We start from the raw sequence: 25,983 nt of genomic DNA, 5'->3' as shown, positions 1-25,983 counted from the left end.
TCGATCTCGAACAATAATTTTCTCGATGTCGTAAAAACTGGTTCTCACTCGAGAAGAATTATTTTCTAATGGAAAGGCTTTAAGAGGGATGACGACGTAGCTGGAGGTGGGATGAGCACTCAAAAGACCGTCCGCCAGCAGGCCGACACCGTCGAGGAGAACGCACTGCGACTCGACCAGGAGAAGGCCGAGCAGGTCGTCGACGCGCTGAACACGGAACTCGCGAACGCGTACGTGCTGTACCACCAGCTCAAGAAGCACCACTGGGTCGTCGAGGGCGCGGAGTTCCGCGACCTGCACCTCTTCTTCGAGGAGGCCTACGAGCACGCCGAGGTGGGCGCCGACCTGATCGCCGAGCGCGCACAGGCGCTGGGCGGCGTCCCGGTCTCGGGTCCCTCGAACCTCGAGGACCGAGCGACCGTCGAGTTCGAGGGCGAGGACGTCTACGACCTCCGCACGATGATGGAGAACGATCTCGAGATCTACGGGGAGATCATCGAGTCGCTGCGCGACAGCATCGAACTCGCGACGAACCTCGGGGATCACGCGACCGGCCAGATCCTCCGGGAGATCCTCGTCGACGTCGAGGACGACGCCCACCACTTCGAGCACTACCTCGAGGACGAAACCCTCGTGCTCGAGGACGCGACCCACTGAGGCGGTCGCGAGGTCGAACCGGCGAACGAGTACGTCGACGGCCCCACTTTTTCGTCGTTTTCGCTCCCTGTGTAGTGCGAGACTCAATGCTCGATGCTCGACGCACGAATGTCCCCAGAAATTCTACGTCTACGGACGAGCCGGGTTCCCGACCGTGAACTGGGGTTCACCCACCGGCTGTCGCGATACCGATGACGACTTCGTCTCAGGCTTTGCGCAGTTCGCGCAGTTTCTCGCGACCCGGCGCGATCAACTCGTCGAGGTAGCTCGCGAGCGTCCCCTTCGCGTCCGCCGGGTGGAGTTCGCCCGACTCGAGGTCGCTCGCCAGGTCCTCGTAGCTCCCGTACTCGAGGTCCCCGCCGTACTTCTCGGGTCGCTCGACGAGCACGGTCTCGAACCGGGGGAAGACGTGGTACTCGAAAAGTTCGAGGACCGGGTTCTCGAGGTCACCCTCCGGGTCGCGGGTCGGTGGACAGAACGCCGAGTTCACCTTGCCCTCGAGGTCGTCGGCCGAGTCCTCCATCGAGATGGTGACGCCCTGGCTCGAGGACATCTTCCCCTCGCCGGTGGTGAGGTCGGCGACGATGGGCGTGTGGAGACACGGACGTGCCTCGTAGCCCAGTTCGGGGAGTTCCTCGCGCATCAGCATGTGGACCTTGCGCTGGTCCATCCCGCCGACGGCGAGGTCGAGGTCGAGGTACTCGATGTCCAGCGCCTGCATCAGCGGGTAGACGACGTGGCTGACCTTCGCCGTCTCGCCGCTCTGGAGTTCGGCCATCGCCCGCTGGGCGCGATTCAGCGTCGTCGAGAGCTCGAGTTCGTGGAGGTCGAGCACGTAGTCTTCCTCGAGCTGGTAGCTCGAGCCGTAGACGAACTCGGTCTGGGATTCGTCGAGCCCGTAGGCGAGGAACTGCGCGCGCATCTGTTCGGCGGTGTCCCGAATTTCCTCGAAGGTTCCTTTCCCGTTGAGGTAGGCGTGAACGTCCGCGAGCAGGACGACGACCTCCATGCCGACGTCCTGGAGGTCGATGAGCTTGTTCGCGGTGAGCAGGTGCCCCAGGTGCAAGACGCCGGAGGGTTCGTAGCCGACGTAGACGCGCTTGCCGGCCGGGTCGGCGGCGAGTTCGCGTACCTCCTCGTCGGTGACGACCTCGTCGACGTTCCGCGTAATCAGGTCGTAGGTGTCCATACGTGGACGGTACCGGAGCAGGGATTTATGCGTTCTTGAACGATGCGAACGCGGCTCGAGACTCACTATAGTTTTTATAGTCGTGGTCTGGGTTCGAGTGCTTGCCCTGGCGTACTCGCTTGCTAAATACGAAGCGACGCCGTCACTTGTCGAACACGATACGAAGCGGCAATCCGATCGCGAAACAGAGCGCGGCCAGGATCATCCCGACTGGTGGGATCGGGGCGATCACGAACACGATACCGAGCAGGATGAGCACCGTTGAGAGGCGAACCATACCGGTACGATCGAGTCCCAGCGAGGAAGCCGTGATGCCGGCAAACGCAGCCTCGGTCAACACGAGGTTCGTCACCCGTCAATCGGCCGTCGTCGCGTCGGTCCCCGCAACCGCCGACGACGACCGCCAGTAGGCCTGGACGTACGCGCCGACGAACATACCGGCGATCCCCCAGAGGATCGCGTAGTTGCCGATGCCCAGGCTGGCGTAGGCAGCGCCGGGGCAGATCCCGGACAGTCCCCAGCCGACCCCGAAGATGCCGCCGCCGAGGACGACATTCCTGTCGAGGGACTTGAGCCGCCGACCGTAGCGAACGCCGGTCAGCGGTGCCCTGCCGAGGGCCAGCGGTGCGCCGAAGAAGACGAGGCCGGTGACGGCGGCGCCGCCGAACATGACGAACAGGAGGCCGAAGTCCTCGAACTGGAGGAACGAGAGGACGACCTCCGGTTTCGCCATCTCGCTCAGTGCGAGGCCGACGCCGAAGACGAGGCCGCCGAGGAAGACGACGGGCAAGAACAGCGGGTGCTGCTCGTGGTCCTGAACGACTGCGGCTGGTTCGGGACTGGTGCTCACGGCGACACCCCCGCGGCCATCGCCAGTTGCGCGGTCACGATCGCGACGAGGAGGAACGAGAGCACGCCGACGAACGACGTGCTCGAGGCGGAACCGACGCCACAGACGCCGTGACCGGAGGTACACCCCTTCCCGAGACGGGTGCCGACGCCGATGAGCACGCCGCCGACCAGGAGCCGCCACGGCGCGACCGCCGTCACCCAGGCTCCGCCGCCGGTCGCGAGCGTGTAGAGCGCCGCCCCGGAGACGATGCCGAGGGTGAAGACGACCCGCCAGTCTCGAGAGGCCCGATACCGGTCGAGTCTCGAGAGCGACGAGCCGTACGAGAGCGCCGACTCGAGGAAGGTGCTCGCGCCGGGAGCGATGGCGGTCGCGAGGTAGATGGTAACGACGCCGAGACCGACGAGGACGCCGCCGAGGGCGTAGTGTTCGATCCCGTTGGGAAACGGTGCGGCCGGGAGGAGCGACTCGAGTGGCATTGGTGTACTCCCCGAAAGGGGGCGGCCCTAGATCAATGTTTCAGCCGCGGCATCAGTTTCGTTGGTTCAGCGACGGCCTCGGTCTCACTGTCTCAGCCGCGTCATCGATTTCACTGGTTCAGCCGCGACATCGTCGACGCGAACTCGTCCCGCAAACTCGTTCGCGGCCCGACCACCGGGACGGATCGCCTCACTCGGCGGCCGCCGATGCGGTCAGCGTCTCGAGTTTGCGCGCGGTGTAGCCGAAGACGTTGCGGTAGCCGTAGGGCGACAGCAAGACGGGATAGAAAGATTCGGTGGCGACCTGCTTCTCGCCGTCTGCGGCCGCGAATGCCGCGCCCTCCTCGACGCGCTCGAAGTTGTCGACGAACACCTCGTAGGTGTCGGCTGCCGCCTTGTCGATCCGGTCGACGAGCTGGTAGACCGGGAGGTCCCGCCGAACCGTATCGCCCGGGAGCGCCTCGACGGCGGTCAGGAACGCCCGCGTCAGGCGGTCGGCGTTCTCGGCCGCGGCGTCGCTTCCCTGCAGTCCGCACTCGACCTCGACCGCGTCGGCCCCGCTGAACAGCCGCCCGCCAGCGAAGGGCCCGGTTTCGACGAGCGCCGTTACCGGCAGTTGCGGGCACAGGTCCCTGGTCGTCTCGCTCAGTTCGTCGACGATGGCGAACGGGTCGGCGTGGCTCTGCGTGGAGTGCATCGAGAACGTGAGACAGCCCTCGAGTTCCGCCGCGAGTTCGTAGGCGAGTCGCCCCTCGTGGGTCTCCGCCTCCGGGTGACCCGGAAACGCGCGGTTGAGATCCTCGTCGACGTACCGGACGCCGCGCTCGAGGGCCTCCTCGTTCGCGACGACGAGCTTCACTGGGCGTTTGACCGACGGTTCCTCCTCGATCAGCCGTTCCACGGCGCGGACGCCGCAGGGCTCGTCGCCGTGAATAGCGGCGACGACCGCGAGTTCCGGCGTCCCGGTCCCGAGCTGTACGACTCTCATCGGCCGTCCTACGACCGTCAGGCTCAAAGGGGATTCGGTCGACGACAGTCCGCGAGAGTGACCTGTTGCCATCGTCGACGGCAGGCGAATATTCAAGACGCGGCCGTCCCTGCACTTACCTATGAACGACCTCGCCGATGCGGATGCGGGCATCTACGCGTTCGAGTCGACCTACCTCGAGCGGTTCGTCCAGGTCGGAATCGCCAGCGGTCGGGTGATGTCGGTCTCGTTCCCGGACCAGCCGGACGAGAACGCGGTCGTCGACGATCACCCCGTGCTGGATCGGTTCGCCGAGTACCTCGAGGGCCTCTCCGAGGTGGACTTCGCCGACCTCGAGGTCGCCCTGACCGTGCCGACCGACCAGCGATCGGTGCTCGAACAGATTCGTGGGATTCCCTACGGAGAGAACGTCGACGTCGCCACCGTCGCCCGGATGGCGGGACTCGATCCGGACGACGAGGACGACACCATCCTCGTTCGCACGGCGCTCGACGAGAATCCGATCCCCATCGTCTTCCCCGACCACCGGGTCCGGGACGGCCCGAGCGCCGCTCCACCGTCGGTCGAGCAGAAGTTGCGGTCGCTCGAGGAACTCTAGTCGCTGGCCCCAATTTCTACGAGTGCCGGTCCGTCGACGAGCACTCACGAGCGACTGTCCGTGACCGATCCTGTTTTCGGAGCGACGACTATCGGAGATGGTGTAACTGAATTTGGTTTCTTGAGCCGGAAATCGATACCATGTGTGGTTATTATTACCCCTCGAGTGGACCAACGGACTATGCTCGACGACGTCGTCTCGCGGTCGGCACTCCAGGCTCGAAAACGAGCCATCGCGAAGACCCTGTGTTACCGCCTGTTCATGATCCTCATTACGACGGTTGTCGCCTGGGTCGTCGTCGGTGACGTCGGCGCGGCGCTCAACATCGGGATCGTGACGAACGTCGTGAAAACGGGGACATACTACCTCTACGAGCGGACCTGGGATCACATCACCTGGGGCGTCTCCGCGTCGGCGTAGCTCGCGATCACGAGGCCGTCCAGATCGCGTAGACGTAGAGTCCGATCCCGACGAAGACGGCGATAGAGGCGATGGAATCGATCAAGATGTCGACGACGACGACCGCGACGAGTTGGGCGATGCCGCCGACGGCGAGACAGATGCCAGCGCCCCCGAGCGGGGAAAACGTCTCCCTAGCGTTGGAGAGGAACACGGCACCGACGCCCAGGGCCACGAAGCCGAATACGGCGTTCGCAGCGCGTCGAACGACGAAGACGTTGGCGACCTCGGCGTAGAAAAACAGCGCGAAGTAGAGCACGATCCCGACGACGATGGCTCGCTGGACGGTGTCCGAAACGGACTCGAGTTGCTTCATACGCGTTCGAGGGCGGCCAGGTGTTTAGATTCTTAGCTTCCGGTGATCGTCTCGAGCACCGACTCGACGGGCTCGAGTCCCAGCCCCTCGTGAACGACGAACTCGAGGGCGTTGACAAGGTAGTGAGCGACGACGACGGCGAGCAGGCTCCCCGTGACGATGAATAGCGCCGCGAGGACGAATCCCAGGAGGCCGGTGACGACGATGCCGGCGGGCCCTTGCATCCCGTGGCCGATCGCGAACGCGACCGACGAACCCGCGGCGAGCAACCAGATCGGCACGTCGAAGCCGGCGGCAAGGGCGCCGATCAGGGCTGCGCGGAAGAGAAACTCCTCGAAGAACGCGACGACCGGCAGGACGGCGACGAGCAGGACGACCCACCCGCGAACGTCGTCGGGGGCCAGCAGTCCACGAAGCGCCTCGTCGTGGTCGACGCCCAGGCGAGTCGCCAGCGCCGCCCCGACTTCGTTCGCCGCGTAGAGGACGACGCCGGCGACCGCGCCGACGAGCAGGCCGCTCCGCAGATAGCTCGCGTCGAGTTCGATTCCGAGCGCCTCGAGCGGGATCGCGGTGTAGACGGCGGCTCCGAGCAAAATCGCGGCAAACAATCCCTGTGAGAGCGCGACGTTCGCGAGTAAGGCCTTGGTCGAGACGTCGCGAGGGTCGGCTTCAGTCTCCGATCGCGTGGTCTCTCGCGGTTCCGTCGGCTGGTGAGGCGGCCCCGTGTCCGCGACGGGCGCGACGTCGTCGGCCGCCGGCTCGTCCCCCTTGACCGCGGACGCAGCCGCCTCCTCCGGCGGTTCCTCTCGTGACGCCGCGTCGGTCGCCCGATCCTCCGAATCGGTCCGCTGGAGGGGACGGCCGGTCGACCGGTCGGAATCGGCCTCGAGCGGCGAAGAACGGTCAACACTCGAGCCGTTCGGCTCCTCGAACGCGCGCTGGGTGAGTACCGAAAGAACGAGGAGTGCGACGAGGACGACGCCGGAAAGTCCCGCGAACGCCGCCCACTGGGCCATTCGATTACTGCGGACTCGGGTTCGATCCGCCGGTTCCGGTCCCGGTCCCGGTGTTGACCTGGCTCTCGAACGCCGAGCCGGTGATCTGCTTGAGCCGGTCGACCAGCGAGTCCTTCTTCGGTTCGCCCATCAGGGCAACCTCGAGGACCTCGCTGATGTTCGAGCACGGGATGATCTCGATCATGTCCTCGTACTCGTCCTCGATCATGACGTCCTGCTCGTTGGTCTTCGGGATGATGACCTTCGTGCAGCCGGCTTTCGCGGCGGCCTCGATCTTGTGCGTGACGCCACCGACCGGAAGGACGTCACCGCGGACCGAGAGCGATCCGGTCATCGCGACCGACTGATCGACCGGGATGTCCTCGAGTGCCGAGATGACGGCGGTCGCCACCGTGATGGAGGCGGAGTCGCCGTCGACGCCCTGCTGGCCGGCCTGGACGAACTGGATGTGAACGTCCTTCTCCGAGAGGTTCACGTCCGAGAATTTCTTGATGATCGCGGAGACGTTCTGGACGGACTCCTCGGCCATCTCCTTGAGCTTCCCGGTGGCGATGACCTGACCCTGGCCCTGTGCCGGGGCGATCTCGGCCATGACGGGGAGCATGATCCCGCTATCCTCACCCATGACGGCGAGGCCGTTGACGCGGCCTTCGACGCCACCCTCGTTGACCTGCAGTTCGTAGTCCTTGCGCCGCTCGATGTAGTCGTCGGCGAGTTGCTGTTCGATCGAGCGCGAGCGACTCTTTGCCTGCAGGACGTGATCGCGCGAGGTGAACTCGGCGTCCTCGGCCCGGGCGATGTCGCCGGCGACCCGGACGAGTCCGCCCAGGTTCCGGAACAGCAGGGTGAGGTGTTCCTTGCGACCCGCGCGGCGCTTGGCCTCGAGGATGACCTCCTCGACGGCCTCGTGGGTAAAGTGAGGCAGGCGGCCGTCGCGTTCGACCTCCTGGGCGACGAAGCGTGCGTACTTGCGGCGCATCTCGGGGGTGTCCTCGATGGTGTCGTCCATGTAGACCTCGTACCCGTAGCCCTTGATGCGGCTGCGGAGCGCGGGGTGCATGTTCTCCATCGCGTCGAGGTTCCCCGCGGCGATCATGACGAAGTCACAGGGGACGGGTTCGGTCTGGACCATCGCGCCCGAGGAGCGCTCGGACTGGCCCGTGATGGCGAACTCGCCCTCTTGGATCGCCGTCATCAGCTTCTGCTGGGTGCGGACGTCGAGGGTGTTGATCTCGTCGACGAACAGCACGCCCTTGTTGGACTTGTGGATCGAGCCAGGTTCGACGCGGTCGTGACTCGGGGTCTCCATACCGCCGGACTGGAACGGGTCGTGGCGGACGTCGCCGAGCAGCGCGCCGGCGTGGGCGCCAGTGGCGTCCTCGAAGGGCGCCGTGCGCTGCTCGCCGTTGTTGACGATCATGTTCGGCACCATCGCGTCCATGCCGCGGGAGGTGTACCGGAAGATCAGCCAGATGATACCCGCGGCGAGGATACCGAGGAGAATCTGTCCCGCGAAGAGCGCGTAGACTACGACGATCGCGATGATGATCCACATCAGGATCGACCGCATCTGGTTGCGCTTTCGGGCCTCCTCCTTGTGGGCCTCGATGATCTGTTCGCCCTTGCCCGCCGGCACCGTTCGAACCTTCGGTTCGTTGCCGTCGTCGGGGTTGTGATAGACGAGTACGTCCTGCAGGTCCTCCTTCGGGAGGAGCTGGCTCATCGCCTTCGCGAGCATCGACTTCCCGGTCCCGGGCGAGCCGATCATCATCACGTGGCGGCGCTGTTTGGCCGCCTTGATGATGATGTCACGGGCTTCGTCCTGCCCGATGACCTGATCGACCAGCCGGTCGGGGACCTCGATGTCGGCGGTCGAGTCGATCTGGAGGCCGCCGAGCAGATCGTCTTCGGCGATCTCCTCGTCGATCTCGACGCCTGGGTCGACCTCGACCGTACTGCCGAGGTCCTCGACGGTCTCGATCTCGTCGTCTTCGTCTGCATCGTGTGCGTCGACGGCCGCCGTGTCGGCGTCCTCGATCCCGTCCTCGAGTTTCTCGAGCGATCGCTCGAGGGGGTCCTCGGGATCGGCGTCGGGGCTTGGCCCGGAGTCACCGCCGGCGTCCTCCGTATCGCCCGGCGATTCGACGGCATCCGAGTCCGTCTCGTCGGACCCACCACTGGGGGAGTCGGCGGTCGTGCCGTCGTCGGCTGGGGGAGCCGCGTCCGCGGACGAGTCCTCCTCGTCGGGAGGGGTTCCATCGTCGTCCGGCGACGGGCCGTCAACGTTCGTATCGTTGCTCATAAATGGCTATTCGGTATCCGAACCGAAGGGATTGCGACTGATATACTTTCTCCCTTCTCCCGATTCGTGGCCACTACAGATGGGTCGTTAGACGGCCGATTTCGCCGGTTTCACTCCCGCGGGAACCTCGCCACCCTTAAGAGTCCGACCCTCGAGGTGTCAGGTATGACGCGGGGGTTCTACATCGGCCGGTTCCAGCCCTATCACAACGGTCACCACACCATGGTCGAACGCATCGCCGAGGACGTCGACGAACTGGTTCTCGGGATCGGGAGCGCGGGCGACTCGCACTCGACGCGCAACCCGTTCACCGCGGGCGAGCGGATCATGATGCTCACCAAGGCGGTCCAGGAGTTCGATCTGACGACTTACGCGGTCCCCATCGAGGACTTAGAGCGCAACTCCGTCTGGGTGAGCCACGTCCAGAGCATGAGCCCGCACTTCGACGTGGCGTACTCGAACAACCCGCTCGTCGTCCAGCTGTTCCGCGAGTCGGGGGTCGACATCCGCCAATCCCCGATGTTCAACCGCGAGGTCCTCGAGGGGACGTCCGTTCGCGAGCGGATGATCGACGACGAGGACTGGGAGTCGCTGGTTCCCGACGCCGTCGTCGAGGTCGTCGAGGAGATCAACGGCATCGAACGGATCCAGATGGTTTCGGAGGACGACTCGAACGGCGCGTGAGTAGCCCGGACGGTTGAACCCGACAGTCCGGGACGGCCACCCGAACGGAAACAGCCATAGTGACGGGACAAAACTGTGACAGTAATGGCTGGAGACGACGGTCCGCGGGTACTCACGGGCGAGATGGTCGGCCTGTTTTTCGTCCTCGCGTTCGACCTGCTGGTCGTCGTCGGCGTCCTCTGGTACGTCGGCCAGCTCTCGAGTGAGGTCGCGGGTCTCGTGTTCGGCGGCATCGTCGCCGTCTTTCTCGGCTGGATCTGCTATCGCTGGTGGTCGGTTCGTCGGTCGAGGGGTGTCGAACCCGACGAAGACACGGCGGTGGATCCCCTGGTGACGCTCCAGGACCGATAGGCGGCCGGCGAGCTCTCGGAAGAGGAGTTCGAACGCAAGCTCGAGCGCATCATGGAATCGACCGAAGCGGTCGAAGACGCCGCCCGAGAGCCGAGAGACGCCTCTGACGACGTGACGACCGACCGACGAGAGGGAGTTACCCGCGACCGGTCGGAGACGCGCCGGGACGAACTGCGCGAGTGAACCGGGCCGATTCTCCCGTATCGCGATCGAACCTCCCGGGTCCTGATCGACCCCGGGCCACAACCGGCTTTGATCACGAGCCGTCACCGGACGCGCTGAGGTGAGAGACGAGCCGTATCGGCTTTGAGGGACCGCCCCGTATCGGCGACCATGATCACGCTCGCTTCGGACTTCGGCTCGCCCTACCCGGCGGCGATGAGGGGCGTCCTCTGTTCGCGAACCGACGCCCGCCTGGTCGACGTCTCTCACGAGCTCCCTAGGGGCAACGTTCGCACGAGCGCGTTCTGGTTGCGCGAGACGCTGCCATATTTCCCGCCGGCGACGCACCTCGTGGTCGTGGATCCGGGTGTCGGGACCGATCGGCGCGCGATCGTCCTCCGCGCCGGCGATCACGTTCTCGTCGGCCCGGACAACGGCGTGCTCCTCCCGGTCGCCCGTCGGTTGGCTGGCATCGAGGAGACGGCGTCGAGCGACGGTAGCAACCTCGGGACGACGAGTGACGACGGCGCCCTCGAGGAGACTGCGCCGAGCGACGACGCCAGCCTCGAGACGTTCGCCGTCGACGAATCGGGTCTCGAGACGCCCGTTCCGTCAGGTCACCACACGGCCCCGGGAAGCACGACCTTCCACGGTCGGGACGTCTTCGCCCCCGCCGCAGCGGCCGTCGAAACCCGGGACGGGGCGCTCGAGGCACTCCCCTGGCTCTCTCGACTGACTGACCCAGTCGATTGCAGACTCCCAACGGCCGACGTCAGCGAACCGACCGGGGTGACCGGCGAGGTCCTTGCCGTCGACGACTTCGGCAACGTGATCACGAACGTTCCGGGCGGCGTTCTCGAGGAAGCCGAGAACGTTCGCGTGAACGACGACCGCGTTCCCGTTGGCGAAACGTTCGCGACGGTCGCTCCGGGCGAGATGGTCGCACTCGTCGGGAGCCACGGCTACGTCGAACTCGACGTCAACGACGGCCGCGGCGACGACGCCTTCGGCCTCGCGGTCGGTGACGCTGTCGTCCTCGAGCGGGTGCCCCACGTCGGCGAACAGTGACGGTGGGCCTCGTCATCTCCACTGGTGCGGATTCGCCACCCTCGCTGGCGAGGGTTCGTCATCCCCGCTGGCGCGGGTCGATGACGATCTCACCGTTTTCGTGAATTCGTATCCCGCACTCGGCGTACTCGAACGACACCACGAGCGCGTTCGTTCGGACTCGAGACTGGGACCGAGACCGAGACCGGGACCGCGAACCCCGGGTGAAGAGATCGTCGAGCGCTTCGGGATCGACCGCCGCCGCCAGCGGCTCGAGCGTCTCGAGGTCGGTCTCGAGGGCTTCCGAGACGCCCATCAGGACCGCAGTCGTAACCGGTTCGTACGTCCCCCCATCGTACCAGGTGTGGTACGTCCCCCGACGGTCGTCGTAGTAGATCGGTCGGTCGGCCGTGCCCCCGGCTCGAACCAGCCGATCTGTCGGTGAGCGATGGGACATACATTTACGTATGGTATGTCACAACATAACACTATCGGCTGCCATCGGACGACGCGAACGGTCGCGAAAAACGGTAAAACAAACGCGAGGGCGTTATTCGGCGGCGATGACGTCGTCGATGCGGACGATCATCGTTGCGGCTTCGGTGGCACTCTCGACGGCTTCGCGCTTGACGTCGGCGGGGTCGACGACACCGTGCTCGACGGGGTCACCGATGGTGACGGTCTCGCCGTCGGTAATCAGTCCGGCGCGGCCCTCGGCCTCGTGGGCGGCGCGGAGGTCGACCAGCGCGTCGATCGGGTCCTGTCCCGTGTTGCCCGCGAGCGTGCGCGGAACGATGTCGAGCGCGTCGGCGAAGGCCGTCACGGCAAGCTGCTTGCGGCCCTCGATGCCGGCCGCGGCCGAGCGGATTTCGTCGGCGATGGCGATCTCGGTCGCGCCGGCACCGGGGACGACCTCGCCCGAGTCCAGCGCCGCAGTGACGACGTCCAGGGCGTCCTGGATAGCGCGCTCGAGTTCGTCGACGACGTGGTCGGTGCCGCCGCGAACGAAGACGGTGACGGCCTCGGCGGCCGCGCCGCCCTCGACGAACGCGAGGTCGTCGTCGCCGTAGGCCTCGGTGCGGACGCGGTCGGCGTGGCCGAAGTCGTCCTCCGAGAGGTCCTCGAGGGCGCCGACCCGGCGGGCACCCGTCGCGTTGGCGACCTTGCGAGCCTTCTTGTTGGTGATGTCCGCGAAGGTGAGGATGCCCTCGCTGGCGAGCAGCGAGGCGACGCGGTCGTCGACGTCGTCGGTCGTGAAGAGCACGTCGACGCCGCTGTCGATGACGTCCTGGGCGTACCGACGGAGTTCGTCCTCCTCGGCGTCGAGCGCGGCGTTGAGCTGGTCGATCGAGTCGATCGAGTACTCGGCGTCGACTTCGCCCGTCCGGATGCCGAGTTCGACGTCCAGGATGGCGACGGAGGCGTCCTCGACGCTCGTGGGCATCTCGTCGTGAGCCGGCTCCTCGTCGATGACGATTCCGTTGACCAGTTCGGTCGCGTTCGAGGACGAACCGACCTGGGTGTGGATCTCGACGTTGTCACGCTGGACGCCCTCGTCGGAGTTGACCTGGCGAATAGCGCCGACGACCGTCTCGGCGAGCGTCTCCGTCTGGAGCCCGCCGGTTCCCTTGCCGGTCATGCTCGAGACGGCGACCTGCTCGAGCAGTTCGTCGTCGACGTCGACGTCGAGAACCTGGTCCTCGATGGCCTCGAGGGCGATGCGCGCGGCCTCGTGGTAGCCCTCGACGATGGTCGTCGCGTGGACGTCCTGTTCGATGAGGTCCTCGGCCTCGGCGAGCAGATTTCCGGCGATAACGGCCGCCGTCGTCGTGCCGTCACCGACTTCCTCTTCCTGGGATTCGGCGACCTCGACGATCATCTGCGCGGCGGGGTGTTCGATGTCCATCTCGTTGAGGATGGTGGCGCCGTCGTTCGTGATGACGACGTTCCCGCTCGAGTCGACGAGCATCTTGTCCATGCCGCGCGGGCCGAGTGTCGTGCGTACGGCCTCGGAGACCGCTTTTCCGGCCATGATGTTCGACGACTGTGCGTCGCGGCCCTGCGTTCGGTTGCTGTCCTCGCTCAAGATGAACATAGGCTGTCCGCCCATGCGTCGCTGTTGTGCCATGTGTGAAACCTCACTACTTGTATCGTCAGCACTTCTATAAAAGTATTTCGGTGCCACCGTGCTTCCCTCTGGCGATTGTGTGACGGATGCACACGCCACCTCGCTCGGTCGTTCCCACCTCGCCCGACGTTGAATTGCCTCGTCTCCCCGACGTTCAGTTGCTCTCGCTCCGCCCGACGGCTGAAGTCGGTACGCCCATGTGTGTCGACCGCAAACGCACGGGCGAATGCTCGAGCTGGAACACGACTTCCGCGTCGTCGACGTCCACGCTCGGCTGTCCCCGGACGGTAGGGGCGAGCCGTCGACTCGAGTGCCCCCGGCGACACCCGACCGAATGGAACGGGAGATGCACCAGGCCGGCATCGTTCGGGCGGTCGTCTTTCCCGGAACCAGGCCCGGCGAGTCCTACGTCGCCGCGAACAACGGCGTCGCTCGTCGGAGCGTCGAGCGGCCGTTCGTCGCCTTCGCCCGCATCAACGGGGTGAACGCGCTCGAGACCGATCGAACGGGGCGGTTCCGAAACGCCGTGAGCCGCCGCCAGCCGTTTCACACGACTCCCGAGGACGTCGAGCAGTACGCCTACGACGACCGGTTCCACGGTTTCGTCCTCGACCCGGCGGTCGACGGCGTCCCCGACGAGGCCGTCCTCGCAGAACTCGAGGCCGCGTCCCTGCCGGTAATCGTCCGTGGCAGCGAGGACGCGCCGCCGCCAGCCCTCGTCGATCCCCTTCTGGACCGGGGCTTTCCGGCAATCGTCTCCCACGGCGGCGGCCCCTCGGTCAGTCGGTCGTCGGCCCACGCGTTCCTCGATTTGCTCGAGACCGTCGACGACTGCTACCTCGAGACCAGTGGGATTCGCTACCGGGAGGTCCTCGAGCGAGCGCTGCTCGAGCATCCCGACCGCGTCTTCTTCGGAAGCGGCGCGCCCGACTGGCACCCGAACGTGGCCATCATGGAGATTCTGACCCTCGACGTATCGGCGGACAAACTGCGCCGCGCGTTCTCGAAGAACGCCTGCCGCGTGATCGACTCGTTGCGGCCCGAGTGACTTTTCTTCGAGGTGACCTCGAGTCGCCGCCGTCGGATTCTGGTCGCTCGCGTACGGTCGGCTACGATGTCACGAATCCAGCCACTGCACCCAGCGGCCATACGGTTCGAAGCGTGCGATCTTTGCCTCCGTTACGTTCCCGTCTTCGAATATCACCAATCGGTAGGTGGGTTCCCCGAGTTCTTCGTTGGGGTCTATGGAGAGCCAGTGAATCGGCTGTTCCGAGCTATAATCGGAGAGGATCGACCGAAGTTTCGCTATCGTCGCCGCGTCCAACTGGTAGAGAACGTGCGTACTGAATACGACGAGGGCAACGCCATCGGGGGCGTCCGAAAGCAGCGCCGGCAGCGCCTCGAGCGCGTCGCCCTCGACGAGCGGGGGCCGGTTCGTCTTCGCCATCTCGATGGCCGCCGCGAGTCGCCGGTGCCGCCGGTCTCGATTCGGGTGAATCAACGCGTGCAGCCACCGCGCGTCTTCGTCGTCGGTTACGTCGAGCGTATTCAAGTCGACCCCGCGCCGGTGGACGACCGTGGGGAACGCTCGAGGGAGTGGGGGGTCCCGGTCGCCGCGGACGGCCGTCGCGATCGTCACAGGTGAGTCCGTCTCGCCGTACCTGCCGGCGCCGTCGAAGTCGTACCGGTACCGATCCCAGTTGAGGTTGAGCCCCGCGCTCGCCCCGATTTCGACCTGTGCCAGCGCGTCGGATTCGGACGTCCTGGCGACGTGCTCGAACGCCGGGAGGAGGACCGCCGAGCGGCCGACGTCGTTCGTTTGACAGCGACGAGTAGCGACGATCGACTGGAGTCGGTCTTCGTTTGCTACGCAGAAATCTCGGAACGAATCGACCGGGTCGCCGGCACTTCCGCTCCGTTCGCAGGTGGGGTAAAACTGGGCGAGCGGGTGGTCTCGCCCGGCCAGTAGTAGCGAGTGCACTGCCGCGAGCAGGAGTTCCGGTTCGGGTTGCCCCTCGCGAGCGGCCGATGCGATGCCGAGGAGTCGGTCGTCGTCGACGACGGAATCGGCGAGTCGCGCGTAAAATGGGGACGTGTCTCCCACCCAATTCGCGTAACGACCGAACTTCTCGGCGATGTCCATGGCGTACGTTGTGTGCTCGATTTTATAAAACTCGTAGCCGATCACGATAGCGTCTCCCTCCGCATGCCGCGTGATTCAACGCCCCTCGTCGGCCGTTACGTTTCTCGATTCGAGCGAACCAACAGTCCCCCTGATAGCGCCATCATCGTCGCGCCCCAGAACACCCAGAGCACCGCACTCTCGAGGACGTACACCGTTCCCAGCGTCACGACAAACAGACACGCCAGCGCGAGGACGACCCTGTCTTCCTGCATCGACCGGATCTCACGTCTCGAGCGTCGTGAGTGCGTCGGTTCGTTCGAACCGGAAACCGGCACGCCGAACCCGTTCCCACGCACTTATGCGCATTCGGGCGACAGACTCGGATATGTCTCAACCGTTCGATCTCGACCTCCTGACCGAACTCACCGAGACCAGCGGGGTCCCGGGGTACGAAGACCGGATTCGCGCTCTCGTCGAGCGCGAGTTCGAGGACAGCGTCGACCGCGTGCGCATCGACGCGATGGGCAACGTCGTCGGCACCATCGAGGGCGAGAGCGACTACAGCGTCGCCGTCGCCGCCCACATGGACGAAATCGGCTTTATGGTCAAACACGTCGCCGGCGACGACGACGGATTCGGCTTTCTCCAGCTCGACGCCCTCGGCGGCTGGGACGCTCGTGTCCTCAAGGCCCAGCGTGTGACGATCCACACCGAGGACGGCGACCTCCCCGCCGTCATCGGCTCGCCACCGCCACACACCCTCAGCGACGAGGACCGCTCGAAGACCCCCGAGGTCGACGACGTCTACGTCGACACCGGCCTCCCGAAGGACGACCTCGAGGAGCGCGTCTCGGTCGGCGACCTCGTCACGATGGATCAGTCGACCGAGCGGGTCGGCGAGACCGTCACCGGCAAGGCGCTCGACGACCGCGTCTGCCTGTTCGCCATGCTCGAGGCCGCTCGCCGGATCGAGAATCCGGACGTGACGATTCACTTCTGTGCCACGGTCCAGGAAGAAGTCGGTCTCCGCGGGGCGAAGGCGCTGGGCGTGGACGTCGACCCCGACCTGGCCATCGCGCTGGACGTCACCGTCGCCAACGACGTCCCCGGCTTCGAGGCCGCCGAACACGTCACCCGCCTCGGCGATGGTGCCGCGATCAAGCTAAAGGACGGGAGCGTCATCACCAGCCCGAAGGTCCACCGCCGACTCGAGCGCGTCGCCGAGGACGAGGACATCGACCACCAGCTCGAGATCCTGCCCGCGGGCGGCACCGACACCGCCGGCTTCCAGAATACGATGGGTGCAAAGCCGGTCGGCGCGCTCTCCATCCCGACGCGGTACCTCCACACCGTGACCGAGATGGCCCACGTCGACGACGTCGCGGCGACCATCGACCTGCTCGCGGCGTTCCTCGAGTCCGAGACCGGCGAGCACGACTACCGCTACTGATCGGTTTTCGGTTCGATTCGCGTGTCCTCATCTGTCAGTCGTCGCGTGTCGTCACTCGTGCGTGATTCCTTCCTGGCGTACCATCACCACTCGTACATTCCTCCTCGCGAGCCGTCTCGAGACGCCTTCTCGCCTCAAGAAATCGAACGTCTACGCTATAATTTCTATACCAATGTCCAGATTGCACTGTTCTCGTATGTACAGGCGGCAACATTCGTGGCGAGTGACGAACGATGGAATCGAAGATTTCAGTACCGGGCGTTGCTAACCCCCTGGTATGAACCCATCCGAGGACGAGACACGACTCTCACGGCGACTCTTTCTCGCCGGCACGGCGGGGACGGCGGTCGCCACTGGCGTGAGTGCGAGCGCACTCGCACAGGAAGACAACGAGACGGATACCGATGACGGCAACGAAACTGACACCGAGGACGGTAACGAAACGACCGAGGATGACGGCGGGGCGGGCAACGAGTCCGAAGACGGTGGTGAAGGAAACGAATCCGAAGGCGGCGAAGGCGAGGGGAACGAATCCGAAGGCGGTGGTGGCGGAGGCGGCGCCACTGAAACCGTCGAGGTTGATGACAACGAGTTCGTCCCCGACAGCCTCTCGGTCGCACCCGGTACCACGGTCGTCTGGGAGTGGGTCGGTGACGCCGACCACAACGTTGCCCCGAGCGAGATCCCGGACGATGCCGAGTGGGAAGGGTACACCGACCTCCAATCGGATGGAACGTACGAACACACGTTCGACGTCGAAGGGACCTACGACTACATCTGTGAACCCCACGTCAGCGTCGGGATGACCGGCAGCATCGAAGTTGCCGAAGGAGCCGGCGGGGGTGGCGAGGGCGGCGCCATCTCGGTGGTTCCGGACGCCGCCTGGACGCTCCTCGTCGCGACGCTGGCCGGCGTCCTCTCGACACTCTCGCTTGTGTACGGCTTCATGCGCTACGGCGGCGACTCGGGGGAGTAACTCGCCACGAACACACCCTCTTCGTCTCGCTTTCGCTCTTACTCTCATCCACACTCTCATTCTCACCCCTACTTATCGCCGTCACCGCCACCGCCATCGCCATCGCACACGCTTTTCGAATGCCGCTCCTGGAGCCTCGAGCCCGCTATGGCCCCTCGTGAACGGTCAACTCAATCGACCGACGTTCTCCCTCGACGTCCGCGACCAGGCGCTCGAGGACGCGACGGGCCTCGTTCATCAGCCGCGGCCGTAGTTTGTCGATTACCCACCCCATCGAGACGAATCGAGGGAGCGAGACGGCGTCCTCGCTGGCCGAGTGCGGGTCGTAGACGGCCTCGAAGTAGAGACGACTGGCGGTCTCTTCGCCCGGCGGCGCCGCGTCAGGCGCGGGCTCGACGCGCCACTCGCCCTCGGCGTCGAGGTCTTTCGTCAGTCGCCACTCGAGTGACGTCGGCGCCGAAACGTCGGTGACCTCCGATCGCGCCGTGTAGCTGAGCTTCCACCACGCCAGCCGAAGGTCGTAGCGCGTGCCTGGACCGCCGTCGCCATCGACGGTGACTGACTCGAGGTGGTCGGCGTAGCGCGGGTACCGCGAGAAGTCCGCCAGGTACGGGAAAACCTCCCCGGGCGAGCGATAGACGACCGTGCTAACGAGGATTCGGTCCACACCTCGAGTATCACGAACGGGACCGTAACTGTGACGGACCGTTCTGGGAGGTGTCACAGCCCTCGCGTTTCGTACTCCACCCCACCACCCCCTCCCCAGGCCGCACGGAGACGACCATCGTCCGGTACGAATCGCCTCTCGACGGTCGCGACGAGTACGACGCCACAGCCGCTATTTTTATGCGAATGCCTCCCAATATCGTGATATCACCCCCGAACCCTCTCCCGACACGAAGCGGTTGCGACCGCCATCGGACGGCCATCGGCACGTCATCGAAAACGTCCCCAACGGCGTCCTGGTACTATTCGACGACTCCCTCCGATACCGGATTGTGGGACCGCGCACCCTCCCGTTTTCAGGAAAACCGACGGCCGAGATGGTCGGTGAATCACTCGACGAGCTCTTCCCCGACGAAACCGGCTCTCGGCTCGAACCCCAACTTTGCGAAACGCTCGAGGGAACGTCGCGCTCTTTCGATATCGAGTACGACGGGCGCGTTCACCACGTCGAGACGAAACCGGTCACGATCGAGGACGAGCTTTACGGCGTCTTGCTCACCCAGGAGGTCACAGAACCCCGCGAGACGGCGGCTGAACTCGAGGGACAGAACGAGCGACTCGACCAGTTCGCGAGCATGGTCTCTCACGACCTCCGAAATCCGCTATCGATCGCGTTCGGCGAACTCGCGTTGTACCGCGAGACCGGCGACGAAGACAGCCTGGATCGCATTTCGGACGCGCTCGAACGGATCGACGATCTCCTCCTCGACCTGACGATACTGGCTCGCCCCGGCTTGCAATCGGTCGACCACGGTCCGGTTTCGATCGAGACGGTCGCCCGGGAGTCTTGGACGATGGTCGAGACGAAAGACGCTACCCTCGAGGTCGTCGACTGCACCGTGACCGGTAACGATGGACAGCTACAGGCGCTCTTCGAGAACCTGTTTCGAAACGCGATCGGCCACGGTGGGGCGGACGTGACGGTTCGGGTCGGTCCGTTGGCGGACGGATTTTACGTCGAGGACACCGGCTCAGGTATCGGCGCGTCGACGCGAGAGCGAATCTTCGAACACGGATTTACTACGGGATACAGCGGGTCGGGTATCGGCCTGACGATCGTCGCACGAGTCGCCGACGAGCACGGACTCGAGGTGGCACTCGCGGAGAGCGACGAAGGCGGTGCGCGCTTCGAATTTCGACCCTCGAGTGACTGAGTGAGGGAAGACGAGGATAGAGTGCTGGAAAGCACGAGCATTCGGGCATCCGGTTCCCTTTGTTACGATGAGAGCCGAGCACTAGCCGTCAGCGGCCGTGATCGGTCCGGTGAGTAGCGTCACGACGGTTGCACGCGTGCCTTACAGCTCTCCGCCGCAGATGTGACACGAGTCGGGCTTCAGCGCCGACCGGTGGACGAACTCACAGTGTGTACAGCGGACGACGACGGGGTCTTCTGAACAGGCCATTACTCACCCGTTTCGTATAGACAATCGTGTACGTTTGGAAGGGACACAAGAATTGCATCAATCGAGAACGAACCCGGCTCCGATTCCCGCCCGACCCGCCACAGCGCCGAAGCGGACTCGAACCGCGTTTCAGTCCTTCTCAGTTCTCGAGTTCGGCCCGAAGCAACCCGTTGACGTCGCCCGGATCGGCGCTCCCGCCGGTCTTCTGCATGACTTGTCCGACGAGGAAGTTGATTGCGCCGCCCTCGCCGGCCTCGTAGTCGGCCACTGCATCGGGGTTCTCCTCGATGGCCTCGACGACGGCGGTCTGTACTTCGTCCTCGTCGGTCTTGCCTAGCCCTTCGCGCTCGACGATCGCGTCCGGATCGTCGCCGTCGTCGAGCATCCCGCGGAGGACGACCTCCTTCGCGTTCTTCGCCGTGATCTCGTCGGTCGCGACGAGTTCGACCAGTCGGGCGACCTCGTCGAGCCGTCCCTCGAGATCCGTCACGGACATGTCGCGGTAGTTGAGTTCACCGAGGAGTTCGTCGGCGACCCAGGTCGCCGCCAGGTCGGGGTCGAACTCCGTGGCGACGTCCTCGTAGAAATCGGCGACCTGCTTCGTGGAGGTGAGCTTCGAGGCCGCCTCCTCGCCCAGTCCGTACTCCTCGCCGAAGCGCTCGCGACGGGCCTTGGGAAGTTCCGGAATCGTAATCTCGTCCTTCCAGTGAGAGACCCGCAGCGGCGGGAGGTCGGCCTCCCGGAAGTACCGGTAGTCCTTCTCGGCTTCCTTCGAGCGCATCGAGACCGTGATCCCGCGGCTCTCGTCCCAGTGGCGGGTCTCCTGTTCGACCTCGCGACCGCGCCGAACCGCGTTCTTCTGGCGGGTCTCCTCGTAGGCCAGCGCCTTCTCGGCGCCCTTGTGACTCGAGATGTTCTTTACCTCGGTGCGGTTGGCCGTCTCGAGTGCCTCGCGGCCGATCGAGCCGTCGCCGTCGACCTCCTCGCCGTCGACGATCGAGAGGTTGGCGTCGATCCGCAGGCTGCCGTCGCGTTCGGCGTCGAAGACGCCCAGGTACTCGAGCACTTCCTCGAGTTCCGCGAGGAAGGCCCGAACCTCTTGAGGGCTCCGGAAGTCGGGGGCCGTGACGATCTCCATGAGCGGCGTGCCGGCGCGGTTGTAGTCGACGAGCGTGTAGTCTGCAGTGTCGATGCTGCCGCCGACGTGCTGGAGGCTCCCCGGGTCTTCCTCGAGGTGGGCGCGTTCGATCGTGATTTCGCGGCGCTCGCCCTCGACGGCGACCTCGAGTTCGCCATCCTGGCAGATCGCCTCGTCGTACTGCGTAATCTGAAAGTTTTTGGGGAGGTCGGGGTAGTAGTAGTTCTTCCGGTGAAAGCGCGTCTCCTCGGGGATGTCGGCGTTGATGGCCTTGCCAATCTTGACGGCGGCCTCGACGGCCGCCTCGTTCAGGACGGGCAGGGCGCCAGGGAGGCCCAGACAGACGGGACAGACGTGCTCGTTGGGGCCGTCGGCGGGGTCGGTGGAACAGCCACAGAAGATCTTGGTGTTCGTCTCCAGCTGGACGTGCACCTCGAGGCCGATGACGGTGACGAGGTCCCCCTGCTGGACGGTTTGCGCGGTCATTGGAGGCGATTTGACCCGCGGGCGCTAAAGGATAACGGACCCGGTGCAGTCTCGGATCGGCGCTCGAAGCGGAGAAGCGTCTCACGAACTTGTCAAAGTATTTATTTTCGCTTCTGCAAATCACGATTTGTACGATGGTTCCCTCGAGAAACGCCGAGGATACGGTACGTGAGTTCGTTACGCGGTTTGGGGACGGGTCGTTCGCTCAGGCGACCAACCTGCTCACTGCGGACGGTCGAGCGGCGGTCGTCGAGTCGTTCCCCGACGAATTTCAGGAGCCAATGGACGCCGAGGGTGCACTCGAACTGTACTGGCTAGGGCTCTATGCTCAGTACGGCGATCTCGAGGGTGTGGGCGAGGTGGAGGTGGACGTGGATGAAACCGGCACGAACGTCACACTCGAATTCGAGGACGGTACCGAACGGGCGAGTATCGATATCGACGACCCCACCGGCATCACGGGGTTCTCGTTCTCCCCCACGTACGAGGTACCAGAGTACGTCGACAGGAACGCATTCAGCGAGCGCAACGTGACTGTTGAGGCCGGGGACGTGAACCTCGAGGGCGTCCTCGCGGTTCCCGACGGTACCGGCCCGTTCCCGGCCGCTCTGCTCGTCCACGGCGCCGGCATCCATGATCTGGACGGAACCGACGGCGCGTCGAAGATTCTCAAAGACCTCGCGTGGAGCCTCGCCAGCCAGGGGATCGCAACGCTCCGGTACGAGAAGCGGCTCGCGGAACACGACGTCGAGGACGAGAACTACACGCTCGACACCGTCGTCGTCGACGACGCAATCGCGGCGGTAGACGAACTCGCTGCGACCGACGAGGTAGCCGAAGACGCCGTATTCGTAGCGGGGCACAGCCAGGGCGGGATGTGTGCCCCGAGAACCGCCGCTCGTCACGGTGGCGTTGCGGGCGTCGTCGCTCTCGATGCACGGGCCGACTCGACGCTCGACCCTGACGACCTCGCGATCCTGCGCTACGAGTTCGAACCGGACGGCGACCTCAGCGAGGACCAGGAGGCCGAACTCGAGCGCGAACGTGAGACAGTTCGACGCCTGGCTGAGGGGGACTACGACGACGACGAGACAATCTGGGGACGGCCGGGGACCTGGCACCGTAGCGTCGGAAACTACGACCCCGCGAGTACGGCGAGCAGTTTGGATCTCCCGTGCTTCGTCTTAAAGGCTGGTCGAGCCGACGAGGAGATACAACCGAAACTCGCCGCGTGGTTCCACGACGAGTTCGAGAAGTGGCGAGCCGTGGACCTTGCGGATGGGAGTCGTGTCGAGTTCTACGAGGGTCTCGATCACTACTTTCAGAAGGGGTTCGCTCCCGCGAATCCGATGAGCCTCTACTTCGGTGGAAACGTCGCGGAGTGCATTGTCTCGGATCTCGTCGGTTGGATCGACGACACCGCACGATAGCTAATCTAACCTGCAATCACGAGATGCCTCCCGTAGAGTAGAGTGGCACCCGGAACACTAACGTCCAGCATCATCCCGTGGCGGCGTGCCGCGTCTGCTGGCTAACCCTCGTGCCGGGCGGGTGGGTCGTAGGTCCACCACCTGTCGTGGCGGCGCGAGCCGCCGAACAGCTGTCGCGTACCCGGGTTCGCCGAACGGTCATCGCACCCGATGTGGGTCTACTCGGTCGGGGACTAAAGGTACGCACCCGAGCTAGGCGACGGCGCTGCTTATATACTGCGGTCGGTTCTCGAGCGACCAACGGGGCGGCTTTTCCGTCTCTCTCGAGACGTCAATGCCGATCAGAGATCCACCGAAAACGGCGCGAACTCGTGGGCCGAACTCGCGAACGAGCCCAGGAGGTCGGCGATGTCCTCGAGATCCTCGGTATCGACCACTTCCACCGGGGTGTGCATGTATCGGTTGGGGACGCTCACGACCTGGGAGGGAATTGCCCCCGCGGCGGTGAAGAAGCTGTCGGCGTCCGTGCCGGTTCCCAGTCCGAGGGCCTCGACCTGGACGTCGATTTCCTCCTCGTCGGCCACCGTCCGGAGGGCGTCGAAGAGCACCGGGTGGTTGGTGCTGCCGCGCCCGAGTGCCGGCCCGCCGCCCAGTTCCATCTGGCTCGTCTTCTCGCTGGGTGCAGAGGGATAGTCGACCGCGTGACCGACGTCGACGACGATTACAGCATCCGGCTCGAGGTCGAAGCCGACCATCTTCGCCCCTTTCGTTCCCACCTCTTCCTGGACGGTCGAGACGGCGTAAACCGTGGCGTCGGTCCCGTGCTCGACGGCGCGGCGGAACGCCTCGGCGGCGATCCAGGTGCCGACGCGGTTGTCCATGCCGCGGGCGGCCAGTCGGGTCTCGGAGAGCCAGGAGACGCTCGAGGAGAAGGTGATCGGATCGCCGACGGCGACGCGCTCGGCTGCTTCCTCCTCGTCCTCGGCGCCGATGTCGATCCAGAGGTCCGAAATTTCTGGCTCGTCGTCGTCCTCGCGCAGGTGGATCGCGGTCTGGCCGATCACGCCCTCGACGGGCCCGTCCTCGGCGTGGACCGTCACGTGCTGGCCGCGGGCGACGGAGGGGTCGCTGCCGCCGATGCGACCGACGTTGAGGAAGCCGTCGTCGTCGATCGAGCGCACGATGAAGCCGATCTCGTCGGCGTGGCCTGTCAGGGCGATTTCGAGGTCGTCGGGCTCGCCCTCGTGGACGGCGATTGCGTTGCCGTAGGCGTCGGTCCGGACCTCGTCCGCGAACTGTGACACGTAGTCTATCCAGACGCGCTGGCCGCGGGTTTCGTACCCCGACGGAGAGGGTGTCTCGAGGAGTGAAACGAGAACGTCGCGTGGCTGTGACTCCATAGTGGGTGGTTGGAGGGTCGTGGTTTGAATCTGTTGACTATCCGGTGTCGTCTGGTACTCGAGTGACGCTGTAGCCACGGACTCTCCAGCACACGGCGACGACCAGCACAACTGGTAAATGACCGCCCGTTGTGGGGCTCAGTATGGGCGATAAAAACATCACCCTCTTCGAGTTGCACCTCGACGGAGAAACCCAGTTCGGACCCAGGAGCCTCAGCGAGAAACTCCCGTTTGGCGACGAGGGAAGTCTCGAGACCGAATCGGAATCGGAATCGGAATCTGAACTCGAATCCGCGACCGACCAGGACGAGGACGGAGCCGCGGCCGACGACGGCGGCAGGGGAAGCGCCCTCGGCGTCGTCGTCGCGCTCGTCGTCCTGGTCGGCATCGCCGTCGCCGTCAAGAAGTTCCGCGGCGGCGACGAGGAGGAGACGGTTGAGCCGGAGGACGAGCCGGACGTCATCGTTACGTAGGCGAACCGCTTTTGTCGGTCGTCGACTCGATCGATCCACACGCTCGTCGGTTCGATCGATCACCAGCCCACCAGCGACTCGAGTCGGGTCGCCGCCGACACGGCGATCACTCGAGCGAAATCGACTGACCGCGAGCCGCTACGCGACAGAACCCTTTTTGCTCCCGTCCGCTTACTCGAGGTGTGAATCTCTATCGCAGCGTTCGCGCCGTCGCCGGCGCTTCCGGTGACGACGCAGTCGACTGGCGCGCCGCGGCCGAAGCCGCGAAGGCCTCGACCGAACCCGGATCGCTCGACCTCGAGCCCGACGAGGAAGCCGCCTACGCTCGCGACGTCCGGGACGCCCGGGCAGGCGTCCAGGAGGCCGCGGGCCTCGAGTTCGACGTTCCCGAGATCGTCGAGATCCAGAATCGGCACCACTGGATCGACGCCAACATCGCCACCTTCGAGCGCGTGATGGCGCCCATGGAGTCCCAACTGGGCGCGTTTCCCGGCGCGGCCCGGACGATCAACACCGGGACGATGACCGTCTTGCTCGCCTTTCTCGGACGAAACGTCCTCGGCCAGTACGACCCGCTGTTGCTCGCGGAGACACCCGACGAGGACCACGCGCTGTACTTCGTTCGTCCGAACATCCTCAAGGCCGCGGAGGTCCTCGAGGTGGATTCCGACCGGTTCCGCCGCTGGATCGCCTTCCACGAGGTGACTCACGCGGCCGAGTTCGGCGCCGCCCCGTGGCTGTCGACCCACCTCGAGTCGCGCATGCAGGAAGGCATCGACGCCCTCGCGGAAGGTTCGTTCAATCGGGACGCGTTCCGCGAACTGGACGTCACGATGACGGTCGTCGAGGGTTACGCCGAGTTGCTGATGGATCACGCATTCGACGACGAGTACGCAGACCTCCGGCGGAAACTCGACGCCCGTCGACAGGGGCGCGGGCCGATCCAGCGGCTGTTCAGGCGCCTGTTGGGGCTGGGTCTCAAACAGCGCCAGTACGAGCGCGGCAAGTCGTTCTTCGAGGGAGTTACCGGCGCTCGAGACGTCGCGTTCGCGAGTCGGGTGTGGGACCATCCGGACAACCTGCCGACCGGCGAGGAACTCGACGATCCTGGACGCTGGGTCCGTCGTCTCGAGCGCGCGTAACCATCGGT

Annotated in this window: 29 protein-coding genes; 14 read left to right on the top strand and 15 right to left on the bottom strand. The window is 65.1% G+C overall.

Translation table 11 applies throughout. The features are described from left to right. The first annotated feature begins 111 nt into the window (after window positions 1-111). A complete protein-coding gene (dpsA, locus tag ACFQO4_RS14375) occupies window positions 112-657 on the top strand; it encodes a DNA starvation/stationary phase protection protein DpsA (RefSeq protein ID WP_500261566.1) in 546 nt (181 codons plus the stop codon). Between the two features lie 205 nt (window positions 658-862). Here the strand turns inward: dpsA and ACFQO4_RS14370 are convergent, their stop codons facing one another. The 5 genes from ACFQO4_RS14370 to ACFQO4_RS14350 all read right to left on the bottom strand — a co-directional run bounded on the left by ACFQO4_RS14370 (window position 863) and on the right by ACFQO4_RS14350 (window position 4,163). Then, on the bottom strand, window positions 863-1,846 hold the full coding sequence (locus ACFQO4_RS14370; RefSeq protein WP_500261565.1) for a tyrosine--tRNA ligase: 984 nt from the start codon (window positions 1,844-1,846) through the stop codon (window positions 863-865). A 142-nt stretch (window positions 1,847-1,988) separates the two neighbouring features. Continuing rightward, complete coding sequence (locus ACFQO4_RS14365) at window positions 1,989-2,123, bottom strand: transporter (protein ID WP_500261564.1); 135 nt, start codon at window positions 2,121-2,123, stop codon at window positions 1,989-1,991. Between the two features lie 78 nt (window positions 2,124-2,201). Beyond that, window positions 2,202-2,696, bottom strand: a complete 495-nt coding sequence (locus tag ACFQO4_RS14360) for a DUF6691 family protein (protein WP_500261563.1) — start codon at window positions 2,694-2,696, stop codon at window positions 2,202-2,204. After that, a complete protein-coding gene (locus ACFQO4_RS14355) occupies window positions 2,693-3,175 on the bottom strand; it encodes a YeeE/YedE family protein (RefSeq protein ID WP_500261562.1) in 483 nt (160 codons plus the stop codon). Before ACFQO4_RS14355 ends, ACFQO4_RS14360 begins: the two co-directional genes overlap by 4 nt. 190 nt (window positions 3,176-3,365) lie before the next feature. Further along, a complete protein-coding gene (locus ACFQO4_RS14350) occupies window positions 3,366-4,163 on the bottom strand; it encodes a M14 family metallopeptidase (RefSeq protein ID WP_500261561.1) in 798 nt (265 codons plus the stop codon). A gap of 121 nt (window positions 4,164-4,284) precedes the next feature. Here ACFQO4_RS14350 and ACFQO4_RS14345 point away from each other — a divergent pair, with 121 nt between their 5' ends. Then, complete coding sequence (locus tag ACFQO4_RS14345; RefSeq protein ID WP_500261560.1) at window positions 4,285-4,761, top strand: MGMT family protein; 477 nt, start codon at window positions 4,285-4,287, stop codon at window positions 4,759-4,761. A 180-nt stretch (window positions 4,762-4,941) separates the two neighbouring features. Beyond that, the gene (locus ACFQO4_RS14340) at window positions 4,942-5,181 is read left to right on the top strand and encodes a DUF2061 domain-containing protein (protein ID WP_500261559.1); all 240 of its coding nucleotides are present in this window, start codon (window positions 4,942-4,944) and stop codon (window positions 5,179-5,181) included. Between the two features lie 7 nt (window positions 5,182-5,188). On the opposite strand, the gene ACFQO4_RS14335 is transcribed toward ACFQO4_RS14340, so the two are convergent. Genes ACFQO4_RS14335 through lonB form a run of 3 tightly spaced genes read right to left on the bottom strand, consistent with a single transcriptional unit; the run spans window position 5,189 to window position 8,854 of the window. Continuing rightward, a complete protein-coding gene (locus tag ACFQO4_RS14335) occupies window positions 5,189-5,536 on the bottom strand; it encodes a hypothetical protein (protein ID WP_500261558.1) in 348 nt (115 codons plus the stop codon). A gap of 32 nt (window positions 5,537-5,568) precedes the next feature. Then, a complete protein-coding gene (locus ACFQO4_RS14330) occupies window positions 5,569-6,552 on the bottom strand; it encodes a CPBP family intramembrane glutamic endopeptidase (protein ID WP_500261557.1) in 984 nt (327 codons plus the stop codon). 4 nt (window positions 6,553-6,556) lie between these two features. Beyond that, a complete protein-coding gene (gene lonB / locus ACFQO4_RS14325; RefSeq protein ID WP_500261556.1) occupies window positions 6,557-8,854 on the bottom strand; it encodes an ATP-dependent protease LonB in 2,298 nt (765 codons plus the stop codon). Between the two features lie 165 nt (window positions 8,855-9,019). On the opposite strand from lonB, the gene ACFQO4_RS14320 reads away from it, so the two are divergent. The 4 genes from ACFQO4_RS14320 (at window position 9,020) to ACFQO4_RS14305 (ending at window position 11,119) form a co-directional block, all read left to right on the top strand. Next, entirely contained in the window at window positions 9,020-9,538 is a 519-nt protein-coding gene (locus ACFQO4_RS14320) for a nicotinamide-nucleotide adenylyltransferase (RefSeq protein WP_312909255.1), read from the top strand. Window positions 9,539-9,622: 84 nt separating this feature from the next. Beyond that, a complete protein-coding gene (locus ACFQO4_RS14315; RefSeq protein WP_500261555.1) occupies window positions 9,623-9,889 on the top strand; it encodes a hypothetical protein in 267 nt (88 codons plus the stop codon). Window positions 9,890-9,940: 51 nt separating this feature from the next. Continuing rightward, complete coding sequence (locus ACFQO4_RS14310; RefSeq protein WP_500261554.1) at window positions 9,941-10,072, top strand: hypothetical protein; 132 nt, start codon at window positions 9,941-9,943, stop codon at window positions 10,070-10,072. 150 nt (window positions 10,073-10,222) lie between these two features. After that, window positions 10,223-11,119, top strand: coding sequence for an SAM hydrolase/SAM-dependent halogenase family protein (locus tag ACFQO4_RS14305; protein ID WP_500261553.1), 897 nt, complete (start codon window positions 10,223-10,225; stop codon window positions 11,117-11,119). Between the two features lie 58 nt (window positions 11,120-11,177). On the opposite strand, the gene ACFQO4_RS14300 is transcribed toward ACFQO4_RS14305, so the two are convergent. Both ACFQO4_RS14300 and thsA read right to left on the bottom strand, forming a co-directional pair. Next, entirely contained in the window at window positions 11,178-11,555 is a 378-nt protein-coding gene (locus ACFQO4_RS14300) for a HalOD1 output domain-containing protein (protein WP_500261552.1), read from the bottom strand. A 93-nt stretch (window positions 11,556-11,648) separates the two neighbouring features. Beyond that, window positions 11,649-13,193 carry a thermosome subunit alpha gene (gene thsA / locus ACFQO4_RS14295; protein WP_500261842.1) on the bottom strand — a complete coding sequence of 515 codons (1,545 nt, stop codon included), beginning with the start codon at window positions 13,191-13,193 and terminating at the stop codon, window positions 11,649-11,651. Window positions 13,194-13,452: 259 nt separating this feature from the next. Between thsA and ACFQO4_RS14290 the strand changes: the two genes are divergently transcribed. Next, on the top strand, window positions 13,453-14,274 hold the full coding sequence (locus ACFQO4_RS14290; RefSeq protein WP_500261551.1) for an amidohydrolase family protein: 822 nt from the start codon (window positions 13,453-13,455) through the stop codon (window positions 14,272-14,274). Between the two features lie 69 nt (window positions 14,275-14,343). Here ACFQO4_RS14290 and ACFQO4_RS14285 read toward each other — a convergent pair whose 3' ends face one another. After that, window positions 14,344-15,369 (bottom strand): DUF2332 domain-containing protein, encoded by a 1,026-nt coding sequence (locus ACFQO4_RS14285; RefSeq protein ID WP_500261550.1) that lies wholly within the window; start codon window positions 15,367-15,369, stop codon window positions 14,344-14,346. 95 nt (window positions 15,370-15,464) lie between these two features. Beyond that, window positions 15,465-15,623, bottom strand: coding sequence for a hypothetical protein (locus tag ACFQO4_RS14280; protein ID WP_500261549.1), 159 nt, complete (start codon window positions 15,621-15,623; stop codon window positions 15,465-15,467). Between the two features lie 113 nt (window positions 15,624-15,736). Here ACFQO4_RS14280 and ACFQO4_RS14275 point away from each other — a divergent pair, with 113 nt between their 5' ends. After that, a complete protein-coding gene (locus tag ACFQO4_RS14275; RefSeq protein WP_500261548.1) occupies window positions 15,737-16,801 on the top strand; it encodes a M42 family metallopeptidase in 1,065 nt (354 codons plus the stop codon). Window positions 16,802-17,078: 277 nt separating this feature from the next. Further along, window positions 17,079-17,777, top strand: coding sequence for a plastocyanin/azurin family copper-binding protein (locus ACFQO4_RS14270; protein ID WP_500261547.1), 699 nt, complete (start codon window positions 17,079-17,081; stop codon window positions 17,775-17,777). Between the two features lie 145 nt (window positions 17,778-17,922). On the opposite strand, the gene ACFQO4_RS14265 is transcribed toward ACFQO4_RS14270, so the two are convergent. Next, complete coding sequence (locus tag ACFQO4_RS14265) at window positions 17,923-18,444, bottom strand: SRPBCC family protein (RefSeq protein WP_500261546.1); 522 nt, start codon at window positions 18,442-18,444, stop codon at window positions 17,923-17,925. A 238-nt stretch (window positions 18,445-18,682) separates the two neighbouring features. Between ACFQO4_RS14265 and ACFQO4_RS14260 the strand changes: the two genes are divergently transcribed. Next, complete coding sequence (locus ACFQO4_RS14260) at window positions 18,683-19,657, top strand: sensor histidine kinase (RefSeq protein WP_500261545.1); 975 nt, start codon at window positions 18,683-18,685, stop codon at window positions 19,655-19,657. Window positions 19,658-20,045: 388 nt separating this feature from the next. On the opposite strand, the gene gatB is transcribed toward ACFQO4_RS14260, so the two are convergent. Next, the gene (gene gatB / locus ACFQO4_RS14255) at window positions 20,046-21,530 is read right to left on the bottom strand and encodes an Asp-tRNA(Asn)/Glu-tRNA(Gln) amidotransferase subunit GatB (protein ID WP_500261544.1); all 1,485 of its coding nucleotides are present in this window, start codon (window positions 21,528-21,530) and stop codon (window positions 20,046-20,048) included. Window positions 21,531-21,664: 134 nt separating this feature from the next. Here gatB and ACFQO4_RS14250 point away from each other — a divergent pair, with 134 nt between their 5' ends. After that, entirely contained in the window at window positions 21,665-22,960 is a 1,296-nt protein-coding gene (locus ACFQO4_RS14250; RefSeq protein WP_500261543.1) for an alpha/beta fold hydrolase, read from the top strand. 341 nt (window positions 22,961-23,301) lie between these two features. Here ACFQO4_RS14250 and ACFQO4_RS14245 read toward each other — a convergent pair whose 3' ends face one another. Next, window positions 23,302-24,360 carry a M20/M25/M40 family metallo-hydrolase gene (locus ACFQO4_RS14245; protein WP_500261542.1) on the bottom strand — a complete coding sequence of 353 codons (1,059 nt, stop codon included), beginning with the start codon at window positions 24,358-24,360 and terminating at the stop codon, window positions 23,302-23,304. A gap of 143 nt (window positions 24,361-24,503) precedes the next feature. Here ACFQO4_RS14245 and ACFQO4_RS14240 point away from each other — a divergent pair, with 143 nt between their 5' ends. Next, on the top strand, window positions 24,504-24,833 hold the full coding sequence (locus tag ACFQO4_RS14240) for a hypothetical protein (protein WP_500261541.1): 330 nt from the start codon (window positions 24,504-24,506) through the stop codon (window positions 24,831-24,833). Window positions 24,834-25,015: 182 nt separating this feature from the next. Next, window positions 25,016-25,975: a zinc-dependent metalloprotease gene (locus ACFQO4_RS14235; protein WP_500261540.1), complete on the top strand. Its 960-nt coding sequence runs from the start codon at window positions 25,016-25,018 to the stop codon at window positions 25,973-25,975. Window positions 25,976-25,983: the final 8 nt, after the last annotated feature.

The sequence above is a fragment of the Saliphagus sp. GCM10025334 genome (assembly GCF_042663485.1).
GTDB lineage: Archaea > Halobacteriota > Halobacteria > Halobacteriales > Natrialbaceae > Natronosalvus.
The sequence above is the reverse complement of the archived record's forward strand: the minus strand, read 5'-3'. Positions and strand labels throughout refer to the sequence as shown.